Source organism: Pseudomonas sp. S37 (assembly GCF_016658545.1).
GTDB lineage: Bacteria > Pseudomonadota > Gammaproteobacteria > Pseudomonadales > Pseudomonadaceae > Aquipseudomonas.
Window position 1 is genome coordinate 20062 of record NZ_JACVZC010000051.1, and the last position, 20526, is coordinate 40587.

General features: G+C 61.3%; 16 protein-coding genes and 3 pseudogenes. 13 read left to right on the top strand and 6 right to left on the bottom strand.

Annotated elements, in window-relative coordinates:
- The first annotated feature begins 113 nt into the window (after window positions 1-113).
- Window positions 114-1964, top strand: coding sequence for an ABC transporter ATP-binding protein (locus IAE39_RS16540; RefSeq protein ID WP_201204381.1), 1851 nt, complete (start codon window positions 114-116; stop codon window positions 1962-1964).
- 150 nt (window positions 1965-2114) lie between these two features.
- Here the strand turns inward: IAE39_RS16540 and IAE39_RS16545 are convergent, their stop codons facing one another.
- Together IAE39_RS16545 and IAE39_RS16550 are read right to left on the bottom strand one after the other, a co-directional pair.
- Window positions 2115-2852: an aldolase gene (locus tag IAE39_RS16545; protein ID WP_201204383.1), complete on the bottom strand. Its 738-nt coding sequence runs from the start codon at window positions 2850-2852 to the stop codon at window positions 2115-2117.
- A 13-nt stretch (window positions 2853-2865) separates the two neighbouring features.
- Window positions 2866-4188, bottom strand: a complete 1323-nt coding sequence (locus IAE39_RS16550) for an MFS transporter (protein ID WP_201204385.1) — start codon at window positions 4186-4188, stop codon at window positions 2866-2868.
- A gap of 258 nt (window positions 4189-4446) precedes the next feature.
- Here IAE39_RS16550 and IAE39_RS16555 point away from each other — a divergent pair, with 258 nt between their 5' ends.
- Window positions 4447-5121, top strand: a complete 675-nt coding sequence (locus tag IAE39_RS16555; protein WP_201204387.1) for a GntR family transcriptional regulator — start codon at window positions 4447-4449, stop codon at window positions 5119-5121.
- Between the two features lie 76 nt (window positions 5122-5197).
- On the opposite strand, the gene IAE39_RS16560 is transcribed toward IAE39_RS16555, so the two are convergent.
- Window positions 5198-5968 (bottom strand): IclR family transcriptional regulator domain-containing protein, encoded by a 771-nt coding sequence (locus IAE39_RS16560; protein ID WP_201204388.1) that lies wholly within the window; start codon window positions 5966-5968, stop codon window positions 5198-5200.
- Between the two features lie 156 nt (window positions 5969-6124).
- On the opposite strand from IAE39_RS16560, the gene IAE39_RS16565 reads away from it, so the two are divergent.
- The 4 genes from IAE39_RS16565 to IAE39_RS16580 are packed head-to-tail and all read left to right on the top strand — an operon-like array spanning window position 6125 to window position 10692.
- A complete protein-coding gene (locus tag IAE39_RS16565) occupies window positions 6125-6934 on the top strand; it encodes a shikimate dehydrogenase family protein (protein ID WP_201204390.1) in 810 nt (269 codons plus the stop codon).
- A gap of 4 nt (window positions 6935-6938) precedes the next feature.
- Window positions 6939-8672, top strand: a complete 1734-nt coding sequence (locus tag IAE39_RS16570; RefSeq protein WP_201204409.1) for an FAD-dependent oxidoreductase — start codon at window positions 6939-6941, stop codon at window positions 8670-8672.
- Complete coding sequence (locus IAE39_RS16575) at window positions 8657-8977, top strand: NIPSNAP family protein (protein WP_201204411.1); 321 nt, start codon at window positions 8657-8659, stop codon at window positions 8975-8977. The genes IAE39_RS16570 and IAE39_RS16575 overlap by 16 nt, the downstream gene beginning before the upstream one ends.
- A gap of 41 nt (window positions 8978-9018) precedes the next feature.
- A complete protein-coding gene (locus IAE39_RS16580; RefSeq protein WP_201204413.1) occupies window positions 9019-10692 on the top strand; it encodes an FAD-dependent oxidoreductase in 1674 nt (557 codons plus the stop codon).
- A 10-nt stretch (window positions 10693-10702) separates the two neighbouring features.
- On the opposite strand, the pseudogene tssM reads toward IAE39_RS16580, so the two are convergent.
- A pseudogene (tssM, locus tag IAE39_RS16585) lies at window positions 10703-12391 on the bottom strand (type VI secretion system membrane subunit TssM); the annotation flags it as partial.
- On the opposite strand from tssM, the pseudogene IAE39_RS29685 reads away from it, so the two are divergent.
- Window positions 12378-12764 (top strand): annotated as a pseudogene (locus IAE39_RS29685) (hypothetical protein); the annotation flags it as partial. The pseudogenes tssM and IAE39_RS29685 overlap by 14 nt on opposite strands.
- Here the strand turns inward: IAE39_RS29685 and IAE39_RS16590 are convergent.
- Both IAE39_RS16590 and IAE39_RS16595 read right to left on the bottom strand, forming a co-directional pair.
- Window positions 12758-13207: pseudogene (locus tag IAE39_RS16590) on the bottom strand (toxin VasX); the annotation flags it as partial. The pseudogenes IAE39_RS29685 and IAE39_RS16590 overlap by 7 nt on opposite strands.
- Entirely contained in the window at window positions 13204-13431 is a 228-nt protein-coding gene (locus IAE39_RS16595) for a hypothetical protein (protein ID WP_236548638.1), read from the bottom strand. The pseudogene IAE39_RS16590 and the gene IAE39_RS16595, both read right to left, overlap by 4 nt.
- Between IAE39_RS16595 and IAE39_RS16600 the strand changes: the two genes are divergently transcribed.
- From IAE39_RS16600 to IAE39_RS16625, 6 genes are all read left to right on the top strand, one after another.
- A complete protein-coding gene (locus IAE39_RS16600; protein WP_236548639.1) occupies window positions 13415-15934 on the top strand; it encodes a DUF3742 family protein in 2520 nt (839 codons plus the stop codon). The two genes, IAE39_RS16595 and IAE39_RS16600, sit on opposite strands and share 17 nt — an antisense overlap.
- 2 nt (window positions 15935-15936) lie before the next feature.
- A complete protein-coding gene (locus IAE39_RS16605) occupies window positions 15937-16824 on the top strand; it encodes a hypothetical protein (protein WP_201204415.1) in 888 nt (295 codons plus the stop codon).
- 76 nt (window positions 16825-16900) lie between these two features.
- Window positions 16901-17791: a DUF6708 domain-containing protein gene (locus IAE39_RS16610; RefSeq protein ID WP_201204423.1), complete on the top strand. Its 891-nt coding sequence runs from the start codon at window positions 16901-16903 to the stop codon at window positions 17789-17791.
- On the top strand, window positions 17788-18045 hold the full coding sequence (locus IAE39_RS16615) for a PAAR domain-containing protein (protein WP_201204425.1): 258 nt from the start codon (window positions 17788-17790) through the stop codon (window positions 18043-18045). Before IAE39_RS16610 ends, IAE39_RS16615 begins: the two co-directional genes overlap by 4 nt.
- A gap of 335 nt (window positions 18046-18380) precedes the next feature.
- A complete protein-coding gene (locus IAE39_RS16620) occupies window positions 18381-18794 on the top strand; it encodes a histone-like nucleoid-structuring protein, MvaT/MvaU family (RefSeq protein WP_201204427.1) in 414 nt (137 codons plus the stop codon).
- Window positions 18795-19107: 313 nt separating this feature from the next.
- Window positions 19108-20397 carry an MFS transporter gene (locus IAE39_RS16625; RefSeq protein WP_442968449.1) on the top strand — a complete coding sequence of 430 codons (1290 nt, stop codon included), beginning with the start codon at window positions 19108-19110 and terminating at the stop codon, window positions 20395-20397.
- Window positions 20398-20526 lie beyond the last annotated feature (129 nt).

The following is a 20526-nucleotide window of genomic DNA, read 5'->3' on the forward strand; positions in this document are numbered from 1 at the left end:
TTGCCTGATTCATACTTGCCCAAAACCCATCATTTAATGCCCGATCACGACACGCGTAACGGATTTGCTGTAGGGTTATCGGCTAAGCAGAAACTGATTTTCCGGAGACAAGCATGCTTCGTATTTTTGAGCGCCGGCTCGACCCCTTCCCGCCCGACGAGGTGCCGCCACCCCCCATGGGGTTGTTGCGCTTCATGTGGGCCTGCACGCGCGGTGCTCGTGGCTACATCCTGGCGCTGGCGCTGCTCAGTGCCGGGGTGTCGATCTACGAAGCCTGGCTGTTCGCCTTCCTTGGCCAGGTGGTCGACCTGCTCTCTGCCTGGCAGGCAGGCGGCACCGTTGGCCCCGAGGAAACCCGTGTGCTATGGGGCATCGGTATCGTCCTGCTGGTCAGCGTCGGGCTGGTGGCGCTACGTACCATGGTTCAGCACCAGGTACTGGCAATCAACTTGCCGCTGCGGCTGCGCTGGGACTTTCACCGGCTGATGCTGCGCCAGAGCTTGTCGTTCTTCTCTGACGAGTTTTCTGGCCGGGTGACCACCAAGGTGATGCAGACAGCGCTGGCGGTACGCGATGTGTTGTTCACCCTGATCGAGATCCTGCCCGGCATTGGCGTGTACTTCATCGCCATCATTGCCTTGGCCGGTGGCTTTGCCCTGAAACTGATGCTGCCGTTCATTGCCTGGGTCGTGCTGTTTGGCCTGGCCATGCTGTACTTCGTACCCCGCCTGGGTAAAGTCGGGCAGGAGCAGGCCAATGCCCGCTCGTCCATGACCGGGCGGGTTTCCGACGCCTACACCAATATCACCACGGTGAAACTGTTCTCGCACTCCAACCGCGAAGCGCACTTTGCACGTGCCGCCATGGAGGACTTCAAGCAGACCGGTTTTCGCCAGATGCGCCTGGTCAGCCAGTTCGAAATCGTCAACCAGACGCTGGTGGTGGGCTTGATCATGGGGGCCGGCGGCTATGCGTTGTGGCTGTGGCACCAAGGCCAGGTCGGCACTGGCGCAGTGGCGGCGATTACCGCCATGGCCTTGCGTATCAACGGCATGTCGCACTGGATCATGTGGGAAATCACCTCGCTGTTCGAGAACATCGGCACCGTGCAGGACGGTATGGCCACCCTCACCCGCGGCCCCAAGGTAAAAGATGCGCCGGATGCTACCCAGTTGGTGACCACAGGTGGCGCGGTGACGTTCGAGAAGGTCAGCTTCAACTACAACGACGAGCGCCAGGTGCTCAACGACCTGAACCTGCACATCCGCCCCGGAGAAAAGGTCGGCCTGGTCGGCCGCTCCGGCGCCGGCAAGTCCACCCTGATCAATCTGCTGCTGCGCTTTTATGACGTGGACCGGGGTGAAATCCGCATCGACGGGCAGAACGTCGCCAAGGTCACCCAGGACAGCCTGCGCAGCGCCATCGGCATGGTCACCCAGGACACCTCACTGCTGCACCGCTCGATTCGCGACAACATTGCCTATGGTCGCCCCGATGCCACCGATGCGCAGGTTCGCGCCGCTGCGGCCAGTGCCCAGGCCGATGGTTTCATCAGCCAGCTCAGTGACCGCCAGGGCAACAGCGGTTACGACACGCTGGTGGGCGAGCGTGGTATCAAGCTGTCGGGTGGCCAGCGCCAGCGCATTGCCATTGCCCGGGTGATGCTGAAAAACGCACCGATCCTGCTGCTGGACGAAGCCACCAGTGCGCTGGATTCGGAAGTTGAAGTAGCCATTCAGGAGAGCCTGGACGAAATGATGCAGGGCAAGACCGTCATCGCCATCGCCCACCGGTTGTCGACGATCGCGGCCATGGACCGGCTGATCGTGATGGACGAAGGGCACATCATCGAGCAAGGCACCCACGCCGAGCTGCTGGCGAGGAAGGGTACCTATGCGCGGTTGTGGCAGCACCAGAGCGGCGGGTTCCTGGGTGAGGACCAAGGCGTGGCCGAGGCCATGTAGGAGCGGGTTTACCCGCGAATGCGATGGTGATTTTACCGCCGCATTCGCGGGTGAACCCGCTCCCACAAGGACAGCGACACGCTTGCGAGCTCTGTTCTCTGCGTGACAGCAACGCCGGTGCCACCCACCGCGTTGCCTGCTTCGCGCCCCCTACAACTTGCGCCCCAAAGCCTGGAAGAACAGCTCGGACTGCAACCGCTCGCTCTCGACCTGCTCCGCCACCTTCTGTGCCATGCGCGGGTCGGCCGGCTTCAGCTTCAACCCGGTCGAACGCGCCAGCACCTCTGCCTCACAGGCCCGCTCCAGGTAATAAAGGTCGTCGTAGGCATAATCGATACGCTCGGCACACACCACCACACCATGGTTGCCAAGGAACACGATGTCCGCCCCGTTCATGGCCCTGGCAATCCGCTCGCCTTCGCCGTGGTCCAGGGCAAAGCCGTTGTACTGGTCGTCGATTACCAGGCGGTTGTGAAAGCGCATGGCGTTCTGCGACAAGGTGGTGTCCAGCGCCCGAGCCTCGGTCAGGCTCAACGCCGTGGCGTGCGGCATGTGCGTGTGCAGCACGCAAGCCTTGCGCGCCACCCGGTGAATGGCGGCATGGATGAACATCGCGGTCGGTTCGATTTCATGGCGCCCGGCCAGGCGCTTGCCAACGTCGTCGACCATGACGATGTCATCGGCCTGTACCTCCTCCCACATCAGCCCCCGCGGGTTGAGCAGGAACAGATCGGGCCGGCCCGGCAAGGTGACGCTGAAATGGTTGCAGACACCTTCGGCAAGGCCATGGTGGGCGGCGGCGCGCAGGGCCAGCGCCAACTGCTCGCGCAACCGCGCCACTTGGGGTTGGTTATACAGGTCTTGTTCCAGGCTATGGACGGCTTGCATCGGTTGGTTCTCCTTATTGGCTGCTGCCGAAACGGTTGGGCACGAGTACGAACAGCACCGCGCCAAGGAACGCACAGCCCGCCACTACGTAAAGCGACAGGTCGGTGCTATGGGTCAGGTCCACGGTCCAGCCCACCAGGAACGGGCTGAAGAAACCGGCCAGGTTGCCGATCGAGTTGATCAGCGCTACGCCGGCAGCGGCATTGGCACCCAGCAGCGCGGTAGGCACGGTCCAGAAAATCGGGAAAGAGGCCATCACCCCGCAGGTCGCCAGGGTCAGCCCGAGCATGGCCAGCACGCCACTGTGGGAAAAGTGCGCGGCGATGATCAGGCCGATCATGCCGATGAACAGCGGGATCGCCAGGTGCCACTTGCGCTCGTTGCGCAGGTCGGCCGAACGCCCGACGTAGATCATCACGCCACTGGCAACCAGATATGGAATCGCGGTCAACAGGCCGACCGACTGCAGGTCAGCAAAGCCGGCGTTGCGGATGATGGTCGGCATCCAGAAGCCGAGGGCGTACTCACCCATTTCGATCAGGAAGTACACCAGGCTGAAATACCAGATCACTGGCGAGAACAGGAAGCTGCGCAACGAACTGCGTTGCGTGGAAGCCGGCCGGTGTCTGGCGTCCCTGGCCAGCGCCTCAGCGACCAGGTGCTTTTCTGCGGTGCTGAGGAAGCTCGCGTCCTGGTAGCTGTCCGGCAGGCAACGCTTGACCAGCAGGCCAACCACCACGGTGGGCATGCCATACAGCAAGAACAGCCACTGCCAGCTGGCCACCCCCATGGGGGCGTGCTGCATGGCCGACATGATCCACCCCGACAGCGGCCCGCCAATGATCCCTGACAGCGGGATCGCGGCCATGAACAGGGCAATGACCCGACCGCGCCGCTCGCTGGGGAACCAACGGGTGAAGTAGAAGATGATGCCCGGGAAGAACCCGGCTTCGGCCACGCCAATCAGAAAACGCAATACATGGAACGTGCTGGCCTGCTCGATGAACATCATGAGCGAAGTCAGGCAGCCCCAGGCCACCATGATGAAGCCGATCCAGCGCCGCGCACCGACGCGCTCCAGCATCATGTTGCTGGGCACCGCAAACACCAGGTAGCCAAGGAAGAAAATGCCCGCCCCCAGGCCGTAGGCGGTTTCAGAGATTTGCAGGTCGGCCAGCATGTCCAGCTTGGCGAAGCTGACGTTGATCCGGGCGAAGTACGCCAGCACATAGCAGACAAACAGGAACGGAATCAGCCGCAGCGACATCTTGCGGTAAATCGAATCGAGTTGATGGGCCGGCGCACGCTCTGCCCCATCAAGGATGGCCTCTTTCATGTTTTCACCTTGTATGCACGTTTGTTTTAGTTCTAGGCATTGATGAATAGGTACTGCTGTCGTTGTTGTTATGACTTGCATGCCAGGCCTGGCTGAGGTGAAACGCTAGAGCGGAAATTGGTGATTGTCAACAATCGACAATTTACTCGTTGTTTATCATGCAGTTGGCGTTTTTGTCAGGGTCATGATGGCCGCCTGGTGTACAGCCACCGGCATCGAGTGCTATATGTGGGCGCGTCGCCATCAGGACCTGTATCTATGAAATCCACCCAGCTTCGGCCGGTATCGAAGCTTTCTGCCGAACAGCAAGCCACCGAGAGCCTTCGCGAATCGATATTGTCCGGGCACTTGAAGCCCGGTGAGCGCATTACCGAAACGGCACTTGCCGATCAGCTGGGCATCGCCCGCGGTACGTTACGCACCGGCCTGAACCGCCTGGCAACGGAAGGGATCGTGGTGCAAACGCCCTATGTGGGCTGGCAGGTGGCAGAATTGACGGCCGACGATATCTGGGAGATCTGGACGCTGCGCGGCAGTCTGGAGCGGCTGGCGGCGACACTGGTGGCCAAGGCAGGCGATGCACAGGTATTGCAGGCGATCGAAGCGGCGTTCATGGCGCTGCAGAAAGCCTGCGCCAAAGGTACGCGCAAGGCCATCAACCAATGCGATTTCACCCTGCACCAGGCCATTATCGAAGGCACCGGTCACCAGCGCCTGATCCGCCAGTACGCACTGGTGCAGCAGCAGGTGCGTTGGGTGATCAACACCACCAACCTGCTGATGCACACCAGCCCCGAGACCATCCTGGAGCAGCACCAGGCGTTTGTGCAGGCGATTCTCAAGGGTGAGAGCGAGACGGCCGGTGAACTGGCCTGGCAGCACAATGCCCATGACGGCGAGCAGTTGGTACAGTGGGTGCAGGCGAATGCCTGACCGTATGGCGCCGGCTGCGCCAGTGTGCGCGGTCCTGTGGGAGCGGGTTCACCCGCGAAGCAGGTAACGCGCTACCTCAACCCAACACAGGCCGCAACAACACCTGTGCCTCATACAGTGCCGGCAAGTAGCGCAAACGTATTTCATCCAGGCTTAACCGCGAAGCACTGGTAGTGATGGTCAGCGTCGCCTTCAGCTGACCCGCCCGGTCCAGCAACGGCACACCCAGCACCCGCATGCCAATTTCATATTCCTGGTCGACGATGCAGAACCCCTGACCCTTCACCCGCTGCAACTCCCCCTCCAATTGCACCCGGTCGGTCTGCGTATAAGGCGTCAGCGCCCGCAGCGGATTACGCGCAAAGTATTCATCCCGCGCCCCCTCATCCAGCCAGGCCAGCCACACCCGCCCACCCGCCGTGCAATACATCGGCACCCGCGAGCCCGGCCTGATCGACAACGACGCCACATGGCTGTAGCGGCTGCGCACCAGGTGAATGATCTCGTCACCATCGCGGGTACCTACGGACACATGCTCCTGGGTCTGCCGCGCCACTTGCTCGATGATCGGCCGCAGCATGCGCGGCAATTGCGCCGAGTCGACATAGGCCTGGCCAAGGCGCAAGGCCTTGGGCGTCAGCCAGTACTCTCGGCTGTCCGTTTCGGCAAAGCCCTCGTGTACCAGGGTCAGCAGAAAGCGCCGCGCGGCACTGGGTGTGAGGCCGGATAACCGGGCAGCCAGCGGCACGCTCAGGCGCGGCTGCTCGGCGCTGAACAGCTGCATCAGCGCCAGGCCCTTCTGCAAGCCGGCAATCAGGTCACGGGAATGAATAGCGGGTGTGTTCATGCAGTGGGCTCGTGCGCAGGGGAACCAAAACAGCCGATTACTGCGATAACCGGATCATGAATGCGATTATCGCACTAAAAGCCCGACCCGCGCATTGTTGCTCGCCCGCGCCTGCCCCACCCTTGCCTCCACAACAACGCCAATAAGGAGGTCAGCATGATTCGTGGTTCCACTGAACTGGTCGCCATCGTCGGTTCGCCCATCGCCCAGGTGAAGTCCCCGGAAAACTTCAACACCTGGTTCGCCAACAACAACTGCAACTTCGCCATGCTGCCCATCGACCTGAACGAGGCAGCGCTGGACAGCTTTGCCAGTGCCTTGCGCGGCTGGCAGAACCTGCGCGGCTGCGTGGTCACCGTGCCGTACAAACAGGCCCTGGCCAGCCGTCTGGACGGCCTGAGCGAACGCGCAGCAGCCTTGGGCTCGGTCAATGTCATTCGCCGTGAGCGCGACGGGCGCTTGCTGGGCGACAACGTGGACGGCGCCGGCTTCCTGGGTGCCGCGCGCAAGCACGGCTTCGCGCCGATGGGCAAGCGCGCCCTGGTGATCGGTTGCGGCGGCGTCGGCAGCGCCATCGCTTATGCCCTGGGCGAAGCCGGTATCGCCAGCATCACCCTCAACGACCCCAGCACAGCGCGCATGGGCGCTGTGTGCGAGCTGCTCGGCAACGCCTTCCCCGGGCTCACGGTAGGCACGCAGTTCAGCGGCCTGGAGGACTTCGACCTGGTGGCCAACGCCTCCCCGGTCGGCATGGGCAGCAACACAGAGCTGCCCTTGTCTGCCGCCCTGCTGGCCACCTTGCAGCCCGACACCCTGGTCGCCGACGTGGTCACCTCGCCCGAAATCACGCCACTGCTGAACCGTGCCCGGCAGGTCGGCTGCACGGTACAGACCGGCCCGGAAATGGCCTTCGCCCAACTTGGCCACCTTGGCGCCTTCATGGGCGTGACGCCGCTGGAGATCTGAAGCCATGGCGACTGATGAACACACGCTACACAACTTTGACCTGGTTGTGCTGGGCAGTGGCGCGGGTGGTTTTGCCGCTGCCGCCACGGCGGCCCGCCGCGGGCTGAAAGTGCTGGTGGTGGAAAAGGCCCGTCATTTTGGCGGCACCTCGGCGATCTCCGGCGGTGCGGTGTGGCTGTATGGCACCGACCAAGCCCGCGCCGCCGGGGCCAAAGACTCCCCCGAGGCCATGCGTACCTACCTCAAGCACGTCATCGGCGACGGCTACGACCCCGCCTTGGCCGATGCCTTTATCGAACAAGGCCATCAAGCCCTGCGTTGGTTGGAGCAGAACACCGAACTGCGCTATGCCCTGCGCCCGCACTCGCCGGACTACTACCCGGACGCCCCCGGCGCTACCCAGTTTGGCCGGGCCCTGGAAATGGTCGAATACGACGGCAAGCACCTCGGCGCGCGCTTCAAGGACCTGCAGATGCCACCGCCCGGCATGCTGCTGTTCGGCGGCATGATGGTCAACCGCGTGGACATCCAGCATTTCCTCAGCATTCGCCAATCGCCCAGGTCCCTGTGGCATTGCCTGAAACTGATGGCGCGCTATGCGCGCGACCGCCTGCAGCACCCGCGTGGCACCCGGCTGACCACCGGCAACGCCTTGATCGCGCGCCTGGCCAGCAGCGCCTTCGCCCACGGCACCCAGTTGTGGTTGCGCAGCGAGGCCGTGGAACTGATCGTCGAACGCGGCGTGGTCACCGGCGTGATCGTGCAACGCGAGGGCCGCCGCGAGCGGGTAATGGCCCGCGGCGGCGTGGTGTGCGCCATGGGTGGGTTCGCTGCAGGCGCTCTGGCCGCAGACTACCGCCCGGGCCAGGGGGCGCCGCACCTGAGCATGTCACCTGCCGGCAACGACGGCGCCGCCCTGCGCCTTGGCGAGGCCGTTGCCGCCGCGGCGGGCGAAGGCCTGGCAGCCAACTTTTTCTGGGCACCGGTTTCCGAACTGCGCCATGCCAGTGGCCAGCGCGAGCGCTTTCCGCACCTGGTTACCGACCGCGCCAAACCGGGTGTCATTGCTGTAGACCCAGCCGGGCGGCGCTTCGTCAACGAGTCCGACTCGTACCACCATTTCGTGCAAACCATGTTTGCCAAGGGCATTGCCACCTGTTGGCTGGTCTGCGATGCCGAGGCGATGAACCGTTACGGCCTGGGCCTTGCGCGACCCAAGCCAGTGAACAACCAGGCGTTGATCGATGCCGGTTACCTGCACCGGGCCGCTACCGTTCAGGCTCTGGCCCAGGTCATCGGTGCCGACCCACAGGTATTGGCGCAAACCCTCGAGCAGTTCAACGCCGATGCCCGCAGCGGCACCGACCGCGCGTTTGGCAAAGGCGGCAACAGCTACAACCGCTACATGGGCGACCCGCAGCACACGCCCAACCCCTGCCTGGCGCCGCTGGCCAGCGGGCCGTTCTACGCCATCCGCATCCATACCGGCGACCTGGGTTCGGCCCGTGGCCTGGTGACCAACGCCGAGGCCAACGTGCTTGACCGTAGCGGCCAGCCCATCGCCGGCTTGTACGCGGTCGGCAACGACATGAATTCACTGATGAAGGGTACCTACCCCGGTCCCGGCATCACCCTGGGCCCTGCCCTCACCTTTGGCTGGCTCGCTGCCAACCACATCACCGCGCGCCTGCAGGCGCCGGCCACCCACATGGAGACCCCGGCATGTACTACGAACTGAGAACCTACACCCTCGACCCACTGAAAATGGCTGACTGGCTGGCCCTGTACCAGAGCCACGCACTGGAGGTGCAAAGCGAACACCTGGGCAACCTGGTGGGCTTTTTCACCAGCGAGTTCGGCGACGTCAACCAGGTGGTGCACATCTGGGGCTATGCCAGCCTCGACGAGCGCATCGCACGCCGTGCAGCCATGGCGGCCGACCCGCGCTGGGCGGAATTCTCGCGGCGCAACCGCGACTTGGGGGCGGTCGTGCGCCTGCAATCCCGGCTGCTGCGGCCGACCGGTTTTTCGCCGCTGCAGTAAGCCTTGCTTCCCCTCTCCTAACGCCCTGATGGAACACCTCCATGCAACCCCTCGAATGTGACGTACTCGTCATCGGCTCCGGCGCCTCCGGCCTGGCGGCCGCCGTTACCGCCGCACATCACGGCCTGCACGTGATCGTTGCAGAAAAAGCCAGCCAGCTGGGCGGCACCAGCGCCTGGTCGGGGGGCTGGCTGTGGATACCGCGCAACCCGCTGGCCATCGCCGAAGGCATCGTCGAAGCCGACGATGCCCCCGAGCGTTACCTGCGTGCGCAAACCCACACCCGCGCACTGGACCCGCGCCAACAGGCGTTCCTGCGTCATGGCCCGGAAATGGTGGCGTTTTTCCAACAGCACACGGCCGTGCAGTTCCAGAGCGGTAGCCGTATGCCCGACATGCGTGAGGGAGACGGCAGCGCACACGGTGGCCGGTCACTTTGCGCCCTGCCCTACGACGGGCGCTTGCTCGGCCCTTGGCTGCACAAGCTGCGCCCACCGCTGGACATCGTCAGCCTGGCCGGCATGGGCATCGCCGGTGGCGCCGACATGGCCGCGTTCTTCAACGCCACCCGCTCGCCCAAGGCGGCGCAGCATGTCGGCAAGCGCCTGCTGCGCCATGGCCGCGACCTGCTGCTGCACCGTCGCGGCCAGCAGTTGGTCAATGGCAACGCGCTGGTGGCACGCCTGCTGCGCAGTGCGCTCGATCTTGGTGTGACCTTGCTGACCGACAAACCAGCCACTCACCTGCTGGCTGAAGGGCGTGTCAATGGCGCGCAGTTTGCCGACGGCCAGGTGATCCATGCGCGCCGAGGCGTGGTGCTGGCTTGCGGCGGCTTCCCGCATGACCGCCAGCGCATCGCGCAACTGATGCCGCATGCGCCGGGGGGGGACCAGCATTACTCGGCTGCCCCCAGGGAAAACAGCGGTGACGGCCTGCGCCTGGGCGAACAGGCCGGCGGCCTGGTTGCTACGACTGCCGCCCATGCTGGCGCCTGGGCGCCGGTATCGCAGGTGCCACGCCGCGATGGTAGTGTCGGCCACTTTCCGCACTTGATCGACCGCGCCAAGCCCGGCTTTATTGCGGTACGTAGTGATGGTCGACGCTTCGTCAACGAAGCCGATTGCTATCACGATTTCATGAATGCGCTGTTTGCCACCACGCCGCCGGGTGAGCCGCCGCAAGCGTGGCTGATCTGCGACCATGTCGCGCAACGTCGCTATGGCATCGGCTGGGCCAAGCCCTTTCCCTTCCCGGCGCGCTTTTATCAACGCTGCGGCTATCTGCAGGTTGGCGCCAGCCTGGCGCAACTGGCGCAGCGTTGCGGAGTTGATGCTGCGCAGTTGCAACGCACGGTGGACGGCTTCAACCAACAGGCGAGACAGGGTGAAGACCCCGACTTCCAGCGTGGCGCATCGGCTTACAACCGGGCGCAGGGCGACCCGATGCAGGCGCCCAATCCATCATTGCGGCCACTGCTGAACGGGCCGTTTTACGCGGTCAAGCTGTTGCCCGGCAGCCTGGGTACCTTTGCCGGCCTGGCAACAGACCCTACGGCCCGCGTGCTGGACCACGCGGCGCAGCCGATTCCCGGGCTGTATGCGGTGGGCAACGACATGCACAGCGTGATGGGCGGGCACTATCCGAGTGGTGGTATTACCTTGGGGCCGGGGATGACATTCGGGTACCTGGCTGGCAGGGCGTTGAGTGGGTTGTAGGCTGCATGTTTCATAACGACTGTTCATCCGATAGCACCACCTGCATGCCATTGACTGGCTGTTGCAACAAGCCTCGCGGCAAGCGGAAGTCTTTGAAGGGTTGCTGGGTAATGGGATTGAAGGCCTTTTCTGCATTCAGCCGATAGCGCATCACACCATCGCCGGCCCTGAAGCTCAGGTCCACACTGGTCGCTGTGCGGCCATTGAGCGAGCCACGGCTGAGCAAGCGGAACATCGACCACGGGCCCCGGTACTCCAGGCTGCTGCTGTTGCCGTTCTGCCTCAGCAGCGTCAGGTTGCTACGCACGTGCTGCCCCAGCGTGTTGGGCCAGACAATGCCAATGATCTGCCTCGGGCCGTGGGTGTACGAAATCAACTGGCCGTCGAGGTCCAGCAGGCTGGTACGTTGATTGGCGCTCAGCCCCAAGGGTTCGATGCTGAACTGCACGCTGAGGTTACCGCGCTGATCAAAGAAGGTTTCACGGATGCGGTCTGCCAGTTCCAGCTGCTCGATCACATCGCTGCGGATCAGCGACTGCCCTTTCTGACCGGCCTGCAGCGCTTCGAGGTTGTCCTTCAGGAAGACCTTAAGGTACTGGTCGTGAAACTGCTGTAGTCGGCCCTTTGGTCCGAAGAACGCCTCAAAGTCGTCCAGAGACGCATCAGGTGCTCTCACCACAAAGGGATAACGACCTGCCAGACGCTGCTGGAAGTAACTGTAAACTTCAGCATCCCAGCGACGCTCCAGTTCGCGCAGGGCTTCGACGTTCATTACTTTTGCCGTTTGATCGGCCACTTTCCTGACGTGGTGGTTGATCGGCTCTGGCAAGCCGTTGGCCACCCGCTGCAAAGTGCCAATTGGATCCTGGCCCGTCATCGAGAAACGTTGATGCACAGCCTGGAGTGCCGCTTTGCCTCTGTCCGGGCTGTCCTGCACCGCCTTGGCGTAATCATGAACAGCGGCGATGGCGCCAAGGGTTTCATCGTAGTAGCTGGGCTTCTCCCCGGTTGCCCGCAGCATGGCGCTCAGCCCTGCAAAGGCACGCTGAATGGCCCACGCCTGTTGTTGCTCGGGCTTATCGGTTGTCGGTCGCAGCACTTCAGACGCCTCGGGGGCATCAACATCCACAGCAGATGACAGCGAAGTGTTTTCCTTCACGGTATCCAGCAGCCGATGCAAGGGGGCCGCAGGCCCGGTGAACTGCTGCAGGACCGCAACGCCATGATCAAGATCGCGGAAATCCGCCACCGAAAAAGCATTCAGGGCACGCCGCCAACTGTCGATGAAATCGGCGCTGTACAAATTACGCAACCGTTCGCTCAGCGCCACGCGGTCGGCATCCGAGTAATCCAGCTGGCCGCGCTCTCCCAACGCCCACTCATCAACCATCGCCAGTTCGGCGAACCGCTGGCTATGGGGTTCGAAGTACTCCTTGAAGCCCTTGGCCGTAAGCATTGGCGCCAACAATACGCCTTCAACCTGCCTGGCACCGGCAGATGATTGATACACCACATCGAAGGCCGGCCCGACCTGATGACGCAGGTCCAGGCCTGTATGCAACTGCTTTGCGGCCTGCTGTTTGAGGCTCGCATAAACCCGTTCTGGCAGCGGTAGCTTGCGCAAAATCTGCTGCACTTCAGCGATACGCTGGTTGTACTGTGGCAGTTCGGTGTCGGCATACGCCAACCGAACATCCAAAAAAATTTACTACCAACGATTGAGCAAATTATTCGTTTTTGACTGGAACAATACCGGTGGAGGCATCTTCAAACGTACTGAATTCGGAGGTTCATCCTTCAGCACCAGTTACGCCCTCGCCTTCGCCCCGCGCCGAGCTGACGGCACCCTCCACCAGAAAGACTGCCTGTGGGTCGACAGCAACGAACCCACCGAGCCCGGCGTCAAACACGTTGCCGAAGTCTGGGAGTACCTCCGCCATTTCATGGATCACGGCCCGGACAAACTCCCACCGCCCGGCGAACCCAACTGGTGGCACCGGCCTCTGCATGCCATCTGCCTGACCCCGGCAGAAGCCTGGCACCACTACGCCCCCTGGCGCACCGGCGAGCCGGTGATGCGGGCGGTCATGGCGTTGGTCCACAGGTGCGGGCTGTAGCCGATCCACACTTCACTGGCGGTATCGGGGCAGGTGTCGGCCCACACCCAACCCATGGTGCCGCTGGACAGGTAACGGTCCCGCAGGTGGTAGTCCTCCAGCCCGCGGTAGAGCAACTCTTTATAACGGCCCGCGCCGACGTATTCGTGAATGACCAGCCGTTCGCCCAGCGCGCCTTTCATGAACACATAGACATAGCCCAGGCGCAGCGCGCGCAGGGTGTAGGCGGAATGTTGCAGCGCCCCGAAGCGCTGTTCGAGGTTGAAACCTGAATCGGCATAGCGGCAGGCGGGCATGTCGCCGGTGCGCGGCACGATGGCGTAGCGCACTGGCAAGATGGGGATGCGTGCGCTGCAGGCGGGGCCGGAGGTGGCGCTGCTGACGGGGGCATCTGTCATGGCCGCTTCCTTTTGACTGTACCTGCTGGTGCTTCCTCAAACGCTTCCGGGGGAGGTGGAGCTGCGCGGACATTGAAGAGCTTGCAGACGAAGTACCAGGCGATGGCGACCGTGATGTTGTAGGGAAACAGCACGGCCCAGAACGGCAGCTGCCAGTTCTTCTTGCCCTGCATTTCACCCGGTTCGCCCGCCCTGCGCAAGCGGCACATGCGCCAGCTCGACATGGCCGAGCTGATCGCCGGCAACCAGGCCCCCTCAACCCAGGCCCATGTGCTGCCGGTCAGTGCCCTGCAAACCTGGGTCGAAGACTACAAACCCACCGACCGGCGCATGCCCCTGACCTGGAGCAGCGACCCGATCCACGAAACCTTGCCCATCGGCAACCTCGTCGCCGTCAGCCGCCACTACCCCTACACCCAGCCGAAGGTACCGGTCGTGGTGGCGCTCGCCGACGCCGAGGGCATGGCCCTGGACCTGAGCCTGACGGTGTCGGCTTACCAGCATCAACTGCGCGACCTGATACCCGCCGAGCAGCTGGAACACCTGAAGCCCGCACAACCGCCTGAACAGGAACGCGTGCCGGCGTGCTTCAAGCTGGACGCCGAACAGCTGAGCGTGCAAAGCCGCGACTTCCACCATCGCAACCTGGTGGCCATGCTGCTGAACAAGACCCTGGAAAGCCTGTACCCGGCCGATGCGCCTGCCGTGGAGCTGGCCGAGTTCCGGCTCGGCATCGAGCGCCGCGGCCCCGCCCTGTCGCCGTCCGAGTCACGCTTCCAGGCCCTCACCCACGAAGACTACTCCCCCCACGGCGCGCGCCTGGCACAGCGCCTGGACCTCGCCAAGTACCAGCGTTTCAACAGTGAACGCGATGTACTGGAACGGCGGATCATCGCGTTGCGCAACCAGGCCCTGCAAGCCAGCAACGACCATGACGCCTGGCTCGGGACCGCCGAACCCCAGCATGTCGATAACTACTACAGCCTCGCGGCGGCGCTGTCCTGTTACGACCGAAACGAAATTGCTTCGGCTCGCGGGCTGGAGATCTCACTGGCACTGCTGATTCAGCCGATGGGCCAGCCGACGCCCGGCACCGAAGAACAGGATCAGCGGTTCAAGCGCCTCGAACAGTGGCTGGATCAGCACGACAGCCCGCTGTACACCGCCCTGGCGCCGTTCAACCCGTTCAAGGACAAGGCCGATGCGATCGGCAGCCTGTTCGGCGCCAGCGACAACGTGATCGAAGGGTTGGCCGGCCGCTTTCCGGCCATGGCCGGCATTACCGACCTCACCGCCCAGACAGTAAACACCGTGGTGCTCAAGCGCCTGCGCGGGCAGACGAGGTGGGATGCCAGTCATGGCCTGCGTCAGCAGGTGTTGCTGGCCGCGCGTGAGGGCAATGCCGAGAAAGCCCTCGGGTTGCTGGCCGCGCGCTACCGCATCACCGGCCAGGCCATCGCGGAGAACCCCTTCAGCGAGGAGGTACACAAGTACTTGAAGAGCGGCATGGCGCAGGTTGAGGAGATGAAGCAAATCCGCCTTTCCGGTAGCCGGACAGTGTCGATCGAACTGACCACTACCGCACGGGTGAAACCCAACTTCCTCGGGTTGCTTACCACGGGGGTAGGTGGTGGTCTGAACGCGGGCATGCTGTGGTTCAACGTGATCTCGCTCAAGGCGGCTTACAACAGCCTGCAGAAGAGCGATGCACCGGAATACACGATGGGGTTTGCTTCATCGATTTTTGGGGTGATTGGTGCAGCATCGGCAACACTGGTAAGCGTCCGCGCAACGCAAAAATCCGTGGTGCTGAGGTTGAGTTCAACAGCGCCGGGGATGGCCTTTGGCAATGGGGTTGTCAAGTTCTTGAGCAGTAATCTTTACGCGCGATTAGCAGGATATCCGGCAATTGCATTTAGCCTATTTTCAGATTTCGTCAAATCGTGGCGCCAGAGCGAGAGCGGAAACCAAGCTGCCGCCTTATACACGGTGACGGGCGGCCTTACCATGGCTGTTGGTTCTGCTGTCGTCCTTGAGGCTGGACTTGCAGTTGCAGGCGCAACCTCGCTAGTGCCCTTTGCCGGATGGGCTGCAGCAGCACTTGTTCTTGTAGGGGTCGCAATCATTGCAGGCGGACTCTACCTACATGCAAAAGCCCATGAACACCTGCACAGCCCAATTGAGCTCTGGGCAGCACGCAGCATCTTTGGCAATCGCAATAACGATGGCGAGATCCACCCAGGTATCACCTTGGATCATGAAAAAAAGCTACCGCTATTCCCTTCGCTGCACGCGGAAATCAAAGCTTGGCACAACGAGTATTACGGGCCAAAGCTGCTATCAGCCGAACAGGCCCTCACACTTGGCGTAGCTAAAGCCGATACCCGATGGCATCAGAATAATCACTGGGCTCCGCCAAACTGGACAGCCATCACCCACAACGAAGTAGCAACGTCCCGACCAACCGTTGAGTTCACGGTACTTCTACCAGGGTTTGTAATTGGAGCAAGTCAGTGGTCTGGAAGTTTGAGCACCTTCCGTGATGACCAAGGACTGGATGTATTCCCCATCGCTCCAACCGGAAAAATGGTGGGTGCCGGATTAGTTCTGCACTTCGAGAACACGCTATCCCACCAAAACCATGTCTCACTACATCTAGCCTACAGTGCCAACCAAGGGCTAGAAGAAGACAATGAAATCCACTCATTTTTTCGTCTTGAGCGTTGATTATGACAACTATTTGGCTATTCAATACAGCATCCTGTCCAGGTCATAAACCGGCTATTGGCGGACAACTATTAGACGTATCCAACAATACCCTGTGCCTGCGAAACCCTTGGGTATCAGATTCCGTTTTCATGGGAAAGCTATACTGCGCACTGACAATCGTATTAATGATTGGCTTTTACCCTGTTCTATTGACCGAAAAAGCTTGGCATCCATCTACCTTTAACCCTGCCTTGATCACCGCAACAGCGCTTGGACCGTTCATCTTCACTCCATTCCTGATTTATCGAATATATTTTATTAAACGGTTATCTAGCCTATGCCTGAACCGGTTAACAAAAAAAATCTACTACCAATGTTTAAGCAAGACATTAGTCTTTGACTGGAACAATACCGGCGGAGGCATCTTCAAACGCACTGAATTCGGAGGCTCATCATTTAGCACTAGCTACGCCCTCGCCTTCGCACCACGCCGTGAAGATGGCAGCCTCCACCAGAAAGACTGCCTTTGGGTCGACAGCAACGAACCTACCGAGCCCGGCGTCAAACACGTCGCCGAGGTCTGGGAATACCTCCGGCATTTCATGGATCACGGCCCGGACAAACTCCCGCCGCCCGGCGAACCCAACTGGTGGCACCGGCCACTTCACGCCATCTGCCTGACCCCAGCTGAAGCCTGGCGCCATTACGCCCCCTGGCGTACCGGCGAACCCGGTGAAATGCAGGGCAAGAAGAACTGGCAGCTGCCGTTCTGGGCTGTGCTGTTCCCATACAACATTACGGTCGCCATCTGTTGGTACGGCATCTGCCGGCTCTTTAACGTCCGAGCAGCCCTGCCGCCTCCAGAAGCGTTTGAGGATACCTCAGCACACTCACTCAAAAGAAAGTAGCCATTATATAGGCCTCTATCGGCAACGTCAGATCAAATTCAATAATTCAAGTCACTTTTCCTTTTGAGCGTTAACCATGTCAACCATCTGGCTATTCAATACAACTTCAAGCTCAGGGCATAAACCGGCCATTAGCGGGCAATTGGCACAAGTATCTGAAAGCACCTTATGTCTGCGGAACCCATGGGTAACCGACTCGGTATTCATGGGAAAGCTGTACTGCGCGATGACGATCGCCTTATTGACATTCACATACCCCCAACTTTCTCCACACATTCTGGACATATACAATGAAGACATTCTATTAATGCTACTATTTTTAATATCACCCTTTGTATTCACACCCTTCCTAGCGTACCGAATATATTTCATAAAAGGCTTATCAAGCATCTGCCTCAACCGAACATCCAAAAAAATTTATTACCAACGTTTGAGCAAGACATTCGTCTTTGACTGGAACAATACAGGCGGGGGCATCTTCAAACGCACCGAATTCGGCGGCTCATCATTCAGCACCAGCTACGCCCTCGCCTTCGCCCCGCGCCGAGCTGACGGCACCCTCCACCAGAAAGACTGCCTTTGGGTCGACAGCAACGAACCCACCGAGTCCGGCGTCAAACACGTCGCCGAAGTCTGGGAGTACCTCCGGCATTTCATGGATCACGGCCCGGACAAACTCCCGCCGCCCGGCGAACCCAACTGGTGGCACAGGCCACTGCATGCCATCTGCCTGACCCCGGCAGAAGCCTGGCGCCACTATGCCCCCTGGCGCACCGGCGAACCCGGTGAAATGCAGGGCAAGAAGAACTGGCAACTGCCGTTCTGGGCCGTGCTGTTCCCGTACAACCTCACCCTCGCCATCTGTTGGTACGGAGTCTGCCGACTGTTCAACATTCGCCCGGCCTCGCCCCCGCCAGCAGCCTTCGAAGTGGCACCTGTTCAACCAGGCAAAAGGAAGCGCAAATGAAACCCATCGTACTTGTAGGCCATCGTCACAGCTGCCCGATCCATGGAGAGGGGACCGTTGAAACCGGGGCGAGTACAACATTCGTGGGTGGCAGGGCCGTTGCGCGTGTGGGCGACCGCATCAGTTGCGGCGCCGTCATCGAAACAGGCGCCGCCGGCACAATCATCGAGGGCCAAGCCGCAGCACGGGAGGGAGACACCACCAACCACGGAGGAACACTGATTGAAGGCGAACCTGGCTGGCTTGTAAATTAACAACCCATCTCGGCCACGCGGCCAAGGACAGTTAAGCGCAAGCATAAAAACAAGAAGGACACCTTTATTTCAAGCTTTGTCCGCTAGCGATTTGGGTCGTATCGCGGTCCGAATCGCGAACCAGTTTTCACCGGTACGACGTCCAAAGAAACTTACTGAAATCAATGAAACAAACAGTGTAGGAAATTTCCCACACAAACAACTTAAACCCAAACAACCCGACACGCGACCAAGCCATCAGGCTCAACCCATAAAAATCTATCAAATTGTTTCTCCACTTGATTTACCACGCTGTGGGCGCTAACACTGATCTCACCAAGCAACGGAGAAAACCCATGTCCCGTCTAGCCGAATATCGCGCCCTCGAATGGCTGCTCGCCAGCAAAAAAACTGAACTCCATTTCATTAAAATCGACCCCCGCCTAAAGCGCGAACTCGAATTTGAAAGCAAACTCCACGACTTGCTTGCCGAATACCAACTCAGCCGCTGGTATGTATTGAGCATGCTCGAACGCGAAATCCAGACGGCGCTCGACGCTATCGATCAGCAGCAACGCCCGCTCGCTGCGCCCCCTCGTTATAGAACGCGACAAAGCAAATACTATAAAAACCCGCACACGGGTGAAGTCGTAGAAGCCAAAAGCACCCTGCACAAAACCGTCCGCGCGTGGATCGGGCAATATGGCCGCACCGAGGTCGAAAGCTGGGCAACGGCGTGGTCTGTCTATACCAGCAAGCCCGATCTGTAGACAGCCCATACCTTGCGCGGAATAGCGCCCACCTGTGCTTCCCGTACCCCATCAACCAGCAACCAGGCTCAATGCCTTCTACCCTTGATAGACGTGAATCCCCGCCGCGCCCACAGACCACCGCAACCGTTCGATAACCGAACAGTTGCCCGTCTCTTGAATTGACGCTGCCGCCTTCACTGCTCACCATGCACCGGCCTTGCGTGCCCCCCTGCCTGGGACCCGGTCACGTACCGTTGCACCGCAGCTGAATACAATTTCAAGAAACGAGCAGTTTATGAACCACTCCAAGATCACCCCCGCCGCTACCCGGATGCCTCAGGGTACGATCGGCGACAAGCTTCGCGGCGCCTTTGGCGTCGGCAAGACCCGTTGGGGCATGCTGGCCCTGGTGTTCTTCGCCACCACCCTGAACTACATCGACCGCGCCGCCCTTGGCATCATGCAACCCGTGCTGGCCAAGGAAATGAGCTGGACGGCGATGGACTACGCCAACATCAACTTCTGGTTCCAGGTCGGCTATGCAATCGGCTTCCTGCTGCAAGGCAGGCTGATCGACAAGGTCGGGGTCAAGCGCGCGTTCTTCTTCGCCGTACTGTTGTGGAGCCTGGCCACCGGTGCCCATGGCCTGGCCACTTCGGCCGCCGGTTTCATGGTCTGCCGCTTCATCCTCGGCCTGACCGAGGCCGCCAACTACCCGGCGTGCGTGAAGACCGTGCGCCTGTGGTTCCCGGCCGGTGAGCGGGCCATTGCCACCGGGCTGTTCAATGCCGGCACCAACGTCGGCGCCATGGTCACCCCGGCATTGTTGCCGCTGATTCTGGCGGTGTGGGGCTGGCAGGCCGCGTTCATTGCCATGGGCAGCCTGGGCCTGGTGTGGGTGGTGCTGTGGCTGCTGAAGTACTACAACCCTGAAGACCACCCCAGCGTACGCCAGAGCGAGGTGCAGTACATCCAGCAGGATGACGAGCCCGAGCCGACCCGTGTGCCGTTCAGCCGTATCCTGCGTTTGCGTGGCACCTGGGCGTTTGCGGTGGCCTATGCGATTACCGCGCCGGTGTTCTGGTTCTACCTGTACTGGCTGCCGCCGTTCCTCAACCAGCAATACAGCCTGGGCATCAACGTGACCCAGATGGGTATCCCGCTGATCATCATCTGGCTGACGGCGGACTTTGGCAGCATCGGTGGCGGCATCCTGTCGTCGTGGCTGATTGGCCGTGGCGTGCGCGCCACGACGGCGCGGCTGGTGTCGATGCTGATCTTCGCCTGCACCATGGTCAGCGTGGTCTTTGCCGCCAACGCCAGTGGCCTGTGGGTCGCGGTGGCGGCCATCTCGCTGGCGGTGGGTGCGCACCAGGCGTGGACGGCGAATATCTGGAGCCTGGTGATGGACTACACGCCCAAGCATCTGGTGAGCACGGTGTTCGGCTTCGGCAGCATGTGTGCGGCGATTGGCGGGATGTTCATGACGCAGATTGTCGGCAGCGTGCTGACCGCGACCAACAACAACTATGCCGTGTTGTTCACCATGATCCCGGCCATGTACTTCCTGGCGCTGGTATGGATGTACTTCATGGCACCGCGCAAGGTTGAAAGCGCCTGAGGGCGCTAGCCAGTTACCTCTACGGGGCCCTTGCGGGCCCTTTTTTTGGGCTGTAGATCAATGCAGCAACACAGCACACTGTAGGAGCGGGGGGGGGGGGGGGGGGGGGGGGGGGGGGGGGGGGGGGGG

Excerpts from the sequence above, each read along its gene's own strand:
- IAE39_RS16600 (WP_236548639.1), top strand. The coding sequence starts at position 13,415 with ATGCGCCAGCTCGACATGGCCGAGCTGATCGCCGGCAACCAGGCCCCC.
- IAE39_RS16545 (WP_201204383.1), bottom strand. The coding sequence starts at position 2,852 with ATGCAAGCCGTCCATAGCCTGGAACAAGACCTGTATAACCAACCCCAA.
- IAE39_RS16595 (WP_236548638.1), bottom strand. The coding sequence starts at position 13,431 with ATGTCGAGCTGGCGCATGTGCCGCTTGCGCAGGGCGGGCGAACCGGGT.
- IAE39_RS16540 (WP_201204381.1), top strand. The coding sequence starts at position 114 with ATGCTTCGTATTTTTGAGCGCCGGCTCGACCCCTTCCCGCCCGACGAG.
- IAE39_RS16560 (WP_201204388.1), bottom strand. The coding sequence starts at position 5,968 with ATGAACACACCCGCTATTCATTCCCGTGACCTGATTGCCGGCTTGCAG.
- IAE39_RS16625 (WP_442968449.1), top strand. The coding sequence starts at position 19,108 with ATGCCTCAGGGTACGATCGGCGACAAGCTTCGCGGCGCCTTTGGCGTC.
- IAE39_RS16615 (WP_201204425.1), top strand. The coding sequence starts at position 17,788 with ATGAAACCCATCGTACTTGTAGGCCATCGTCACAGCTGCCCGATCCAT.
- IAE39_RS16580 (WP_201204413.1), top strand. The coding sequence starts at position 9,019 with ATGCAACCCCTCGAATGTGACGTACTCGTCATCGGCTCCGGCGCCTCC.
- IAE39_RS16610 (WP_201204423.1), top strand. The coding sequence starts at position 16,901 with ATGTCAACCATCTGGCTATTCAATACAACTTCAAGCTCAGGGCATAAA.
- IAE39_RS16575 (WP_201204411.1), top strand. The coding sequence starts at position 8,657 with ATGTACTACGAACTGAGAACCTACACCCTCGACCCACTGAAAATGGCT.
- IAE39_RS16620 (WP_201204427.1), top strand. The coding sequence starts at position 18,381 with ATGTCCCGTCTAGCCGAATATCGCGCCCTCGAATGGCTGCTCGCCAGC.
- IAE39_RS16565 (WP_201204390.1), top strand. The coding sequence starts at position 6,125 with ATGATTCGTGGTTCCACTGAACTGGTCGCCATCGTCGGTTCGCCCATC.
- IAE39_RS16550 (WP_201204385.1), bottom strand. The coding sequence starts at position 4,188 with ATGAAAGAGGCCATCCTTGATGGGGCAGAGCGTGCGCCGGCCCATCAA.
- IAE39_RS16605 (WP_201204415.1), top strand. The coding sequence starts at position 15,937 with ATGACAACTATTTGGCTATTCAATACAGCATCCTGTCCAGGTCATAAA.
- IAE39_RS16570 (WP_201204409.1), top strand. The coding sequence starts at position 6,939 with ATGGCGACTGATGAACACACGCTACACAACTTTGACCTGGTTGTGCTG.
- IAE39_RS16555 (WP_201204387.1), top strand. The coding sequence starts at position 4,447 with ATGAAATCCACCCAGCTTCGGCCGGTATCGAAGCTTTCTGCCGAACAG.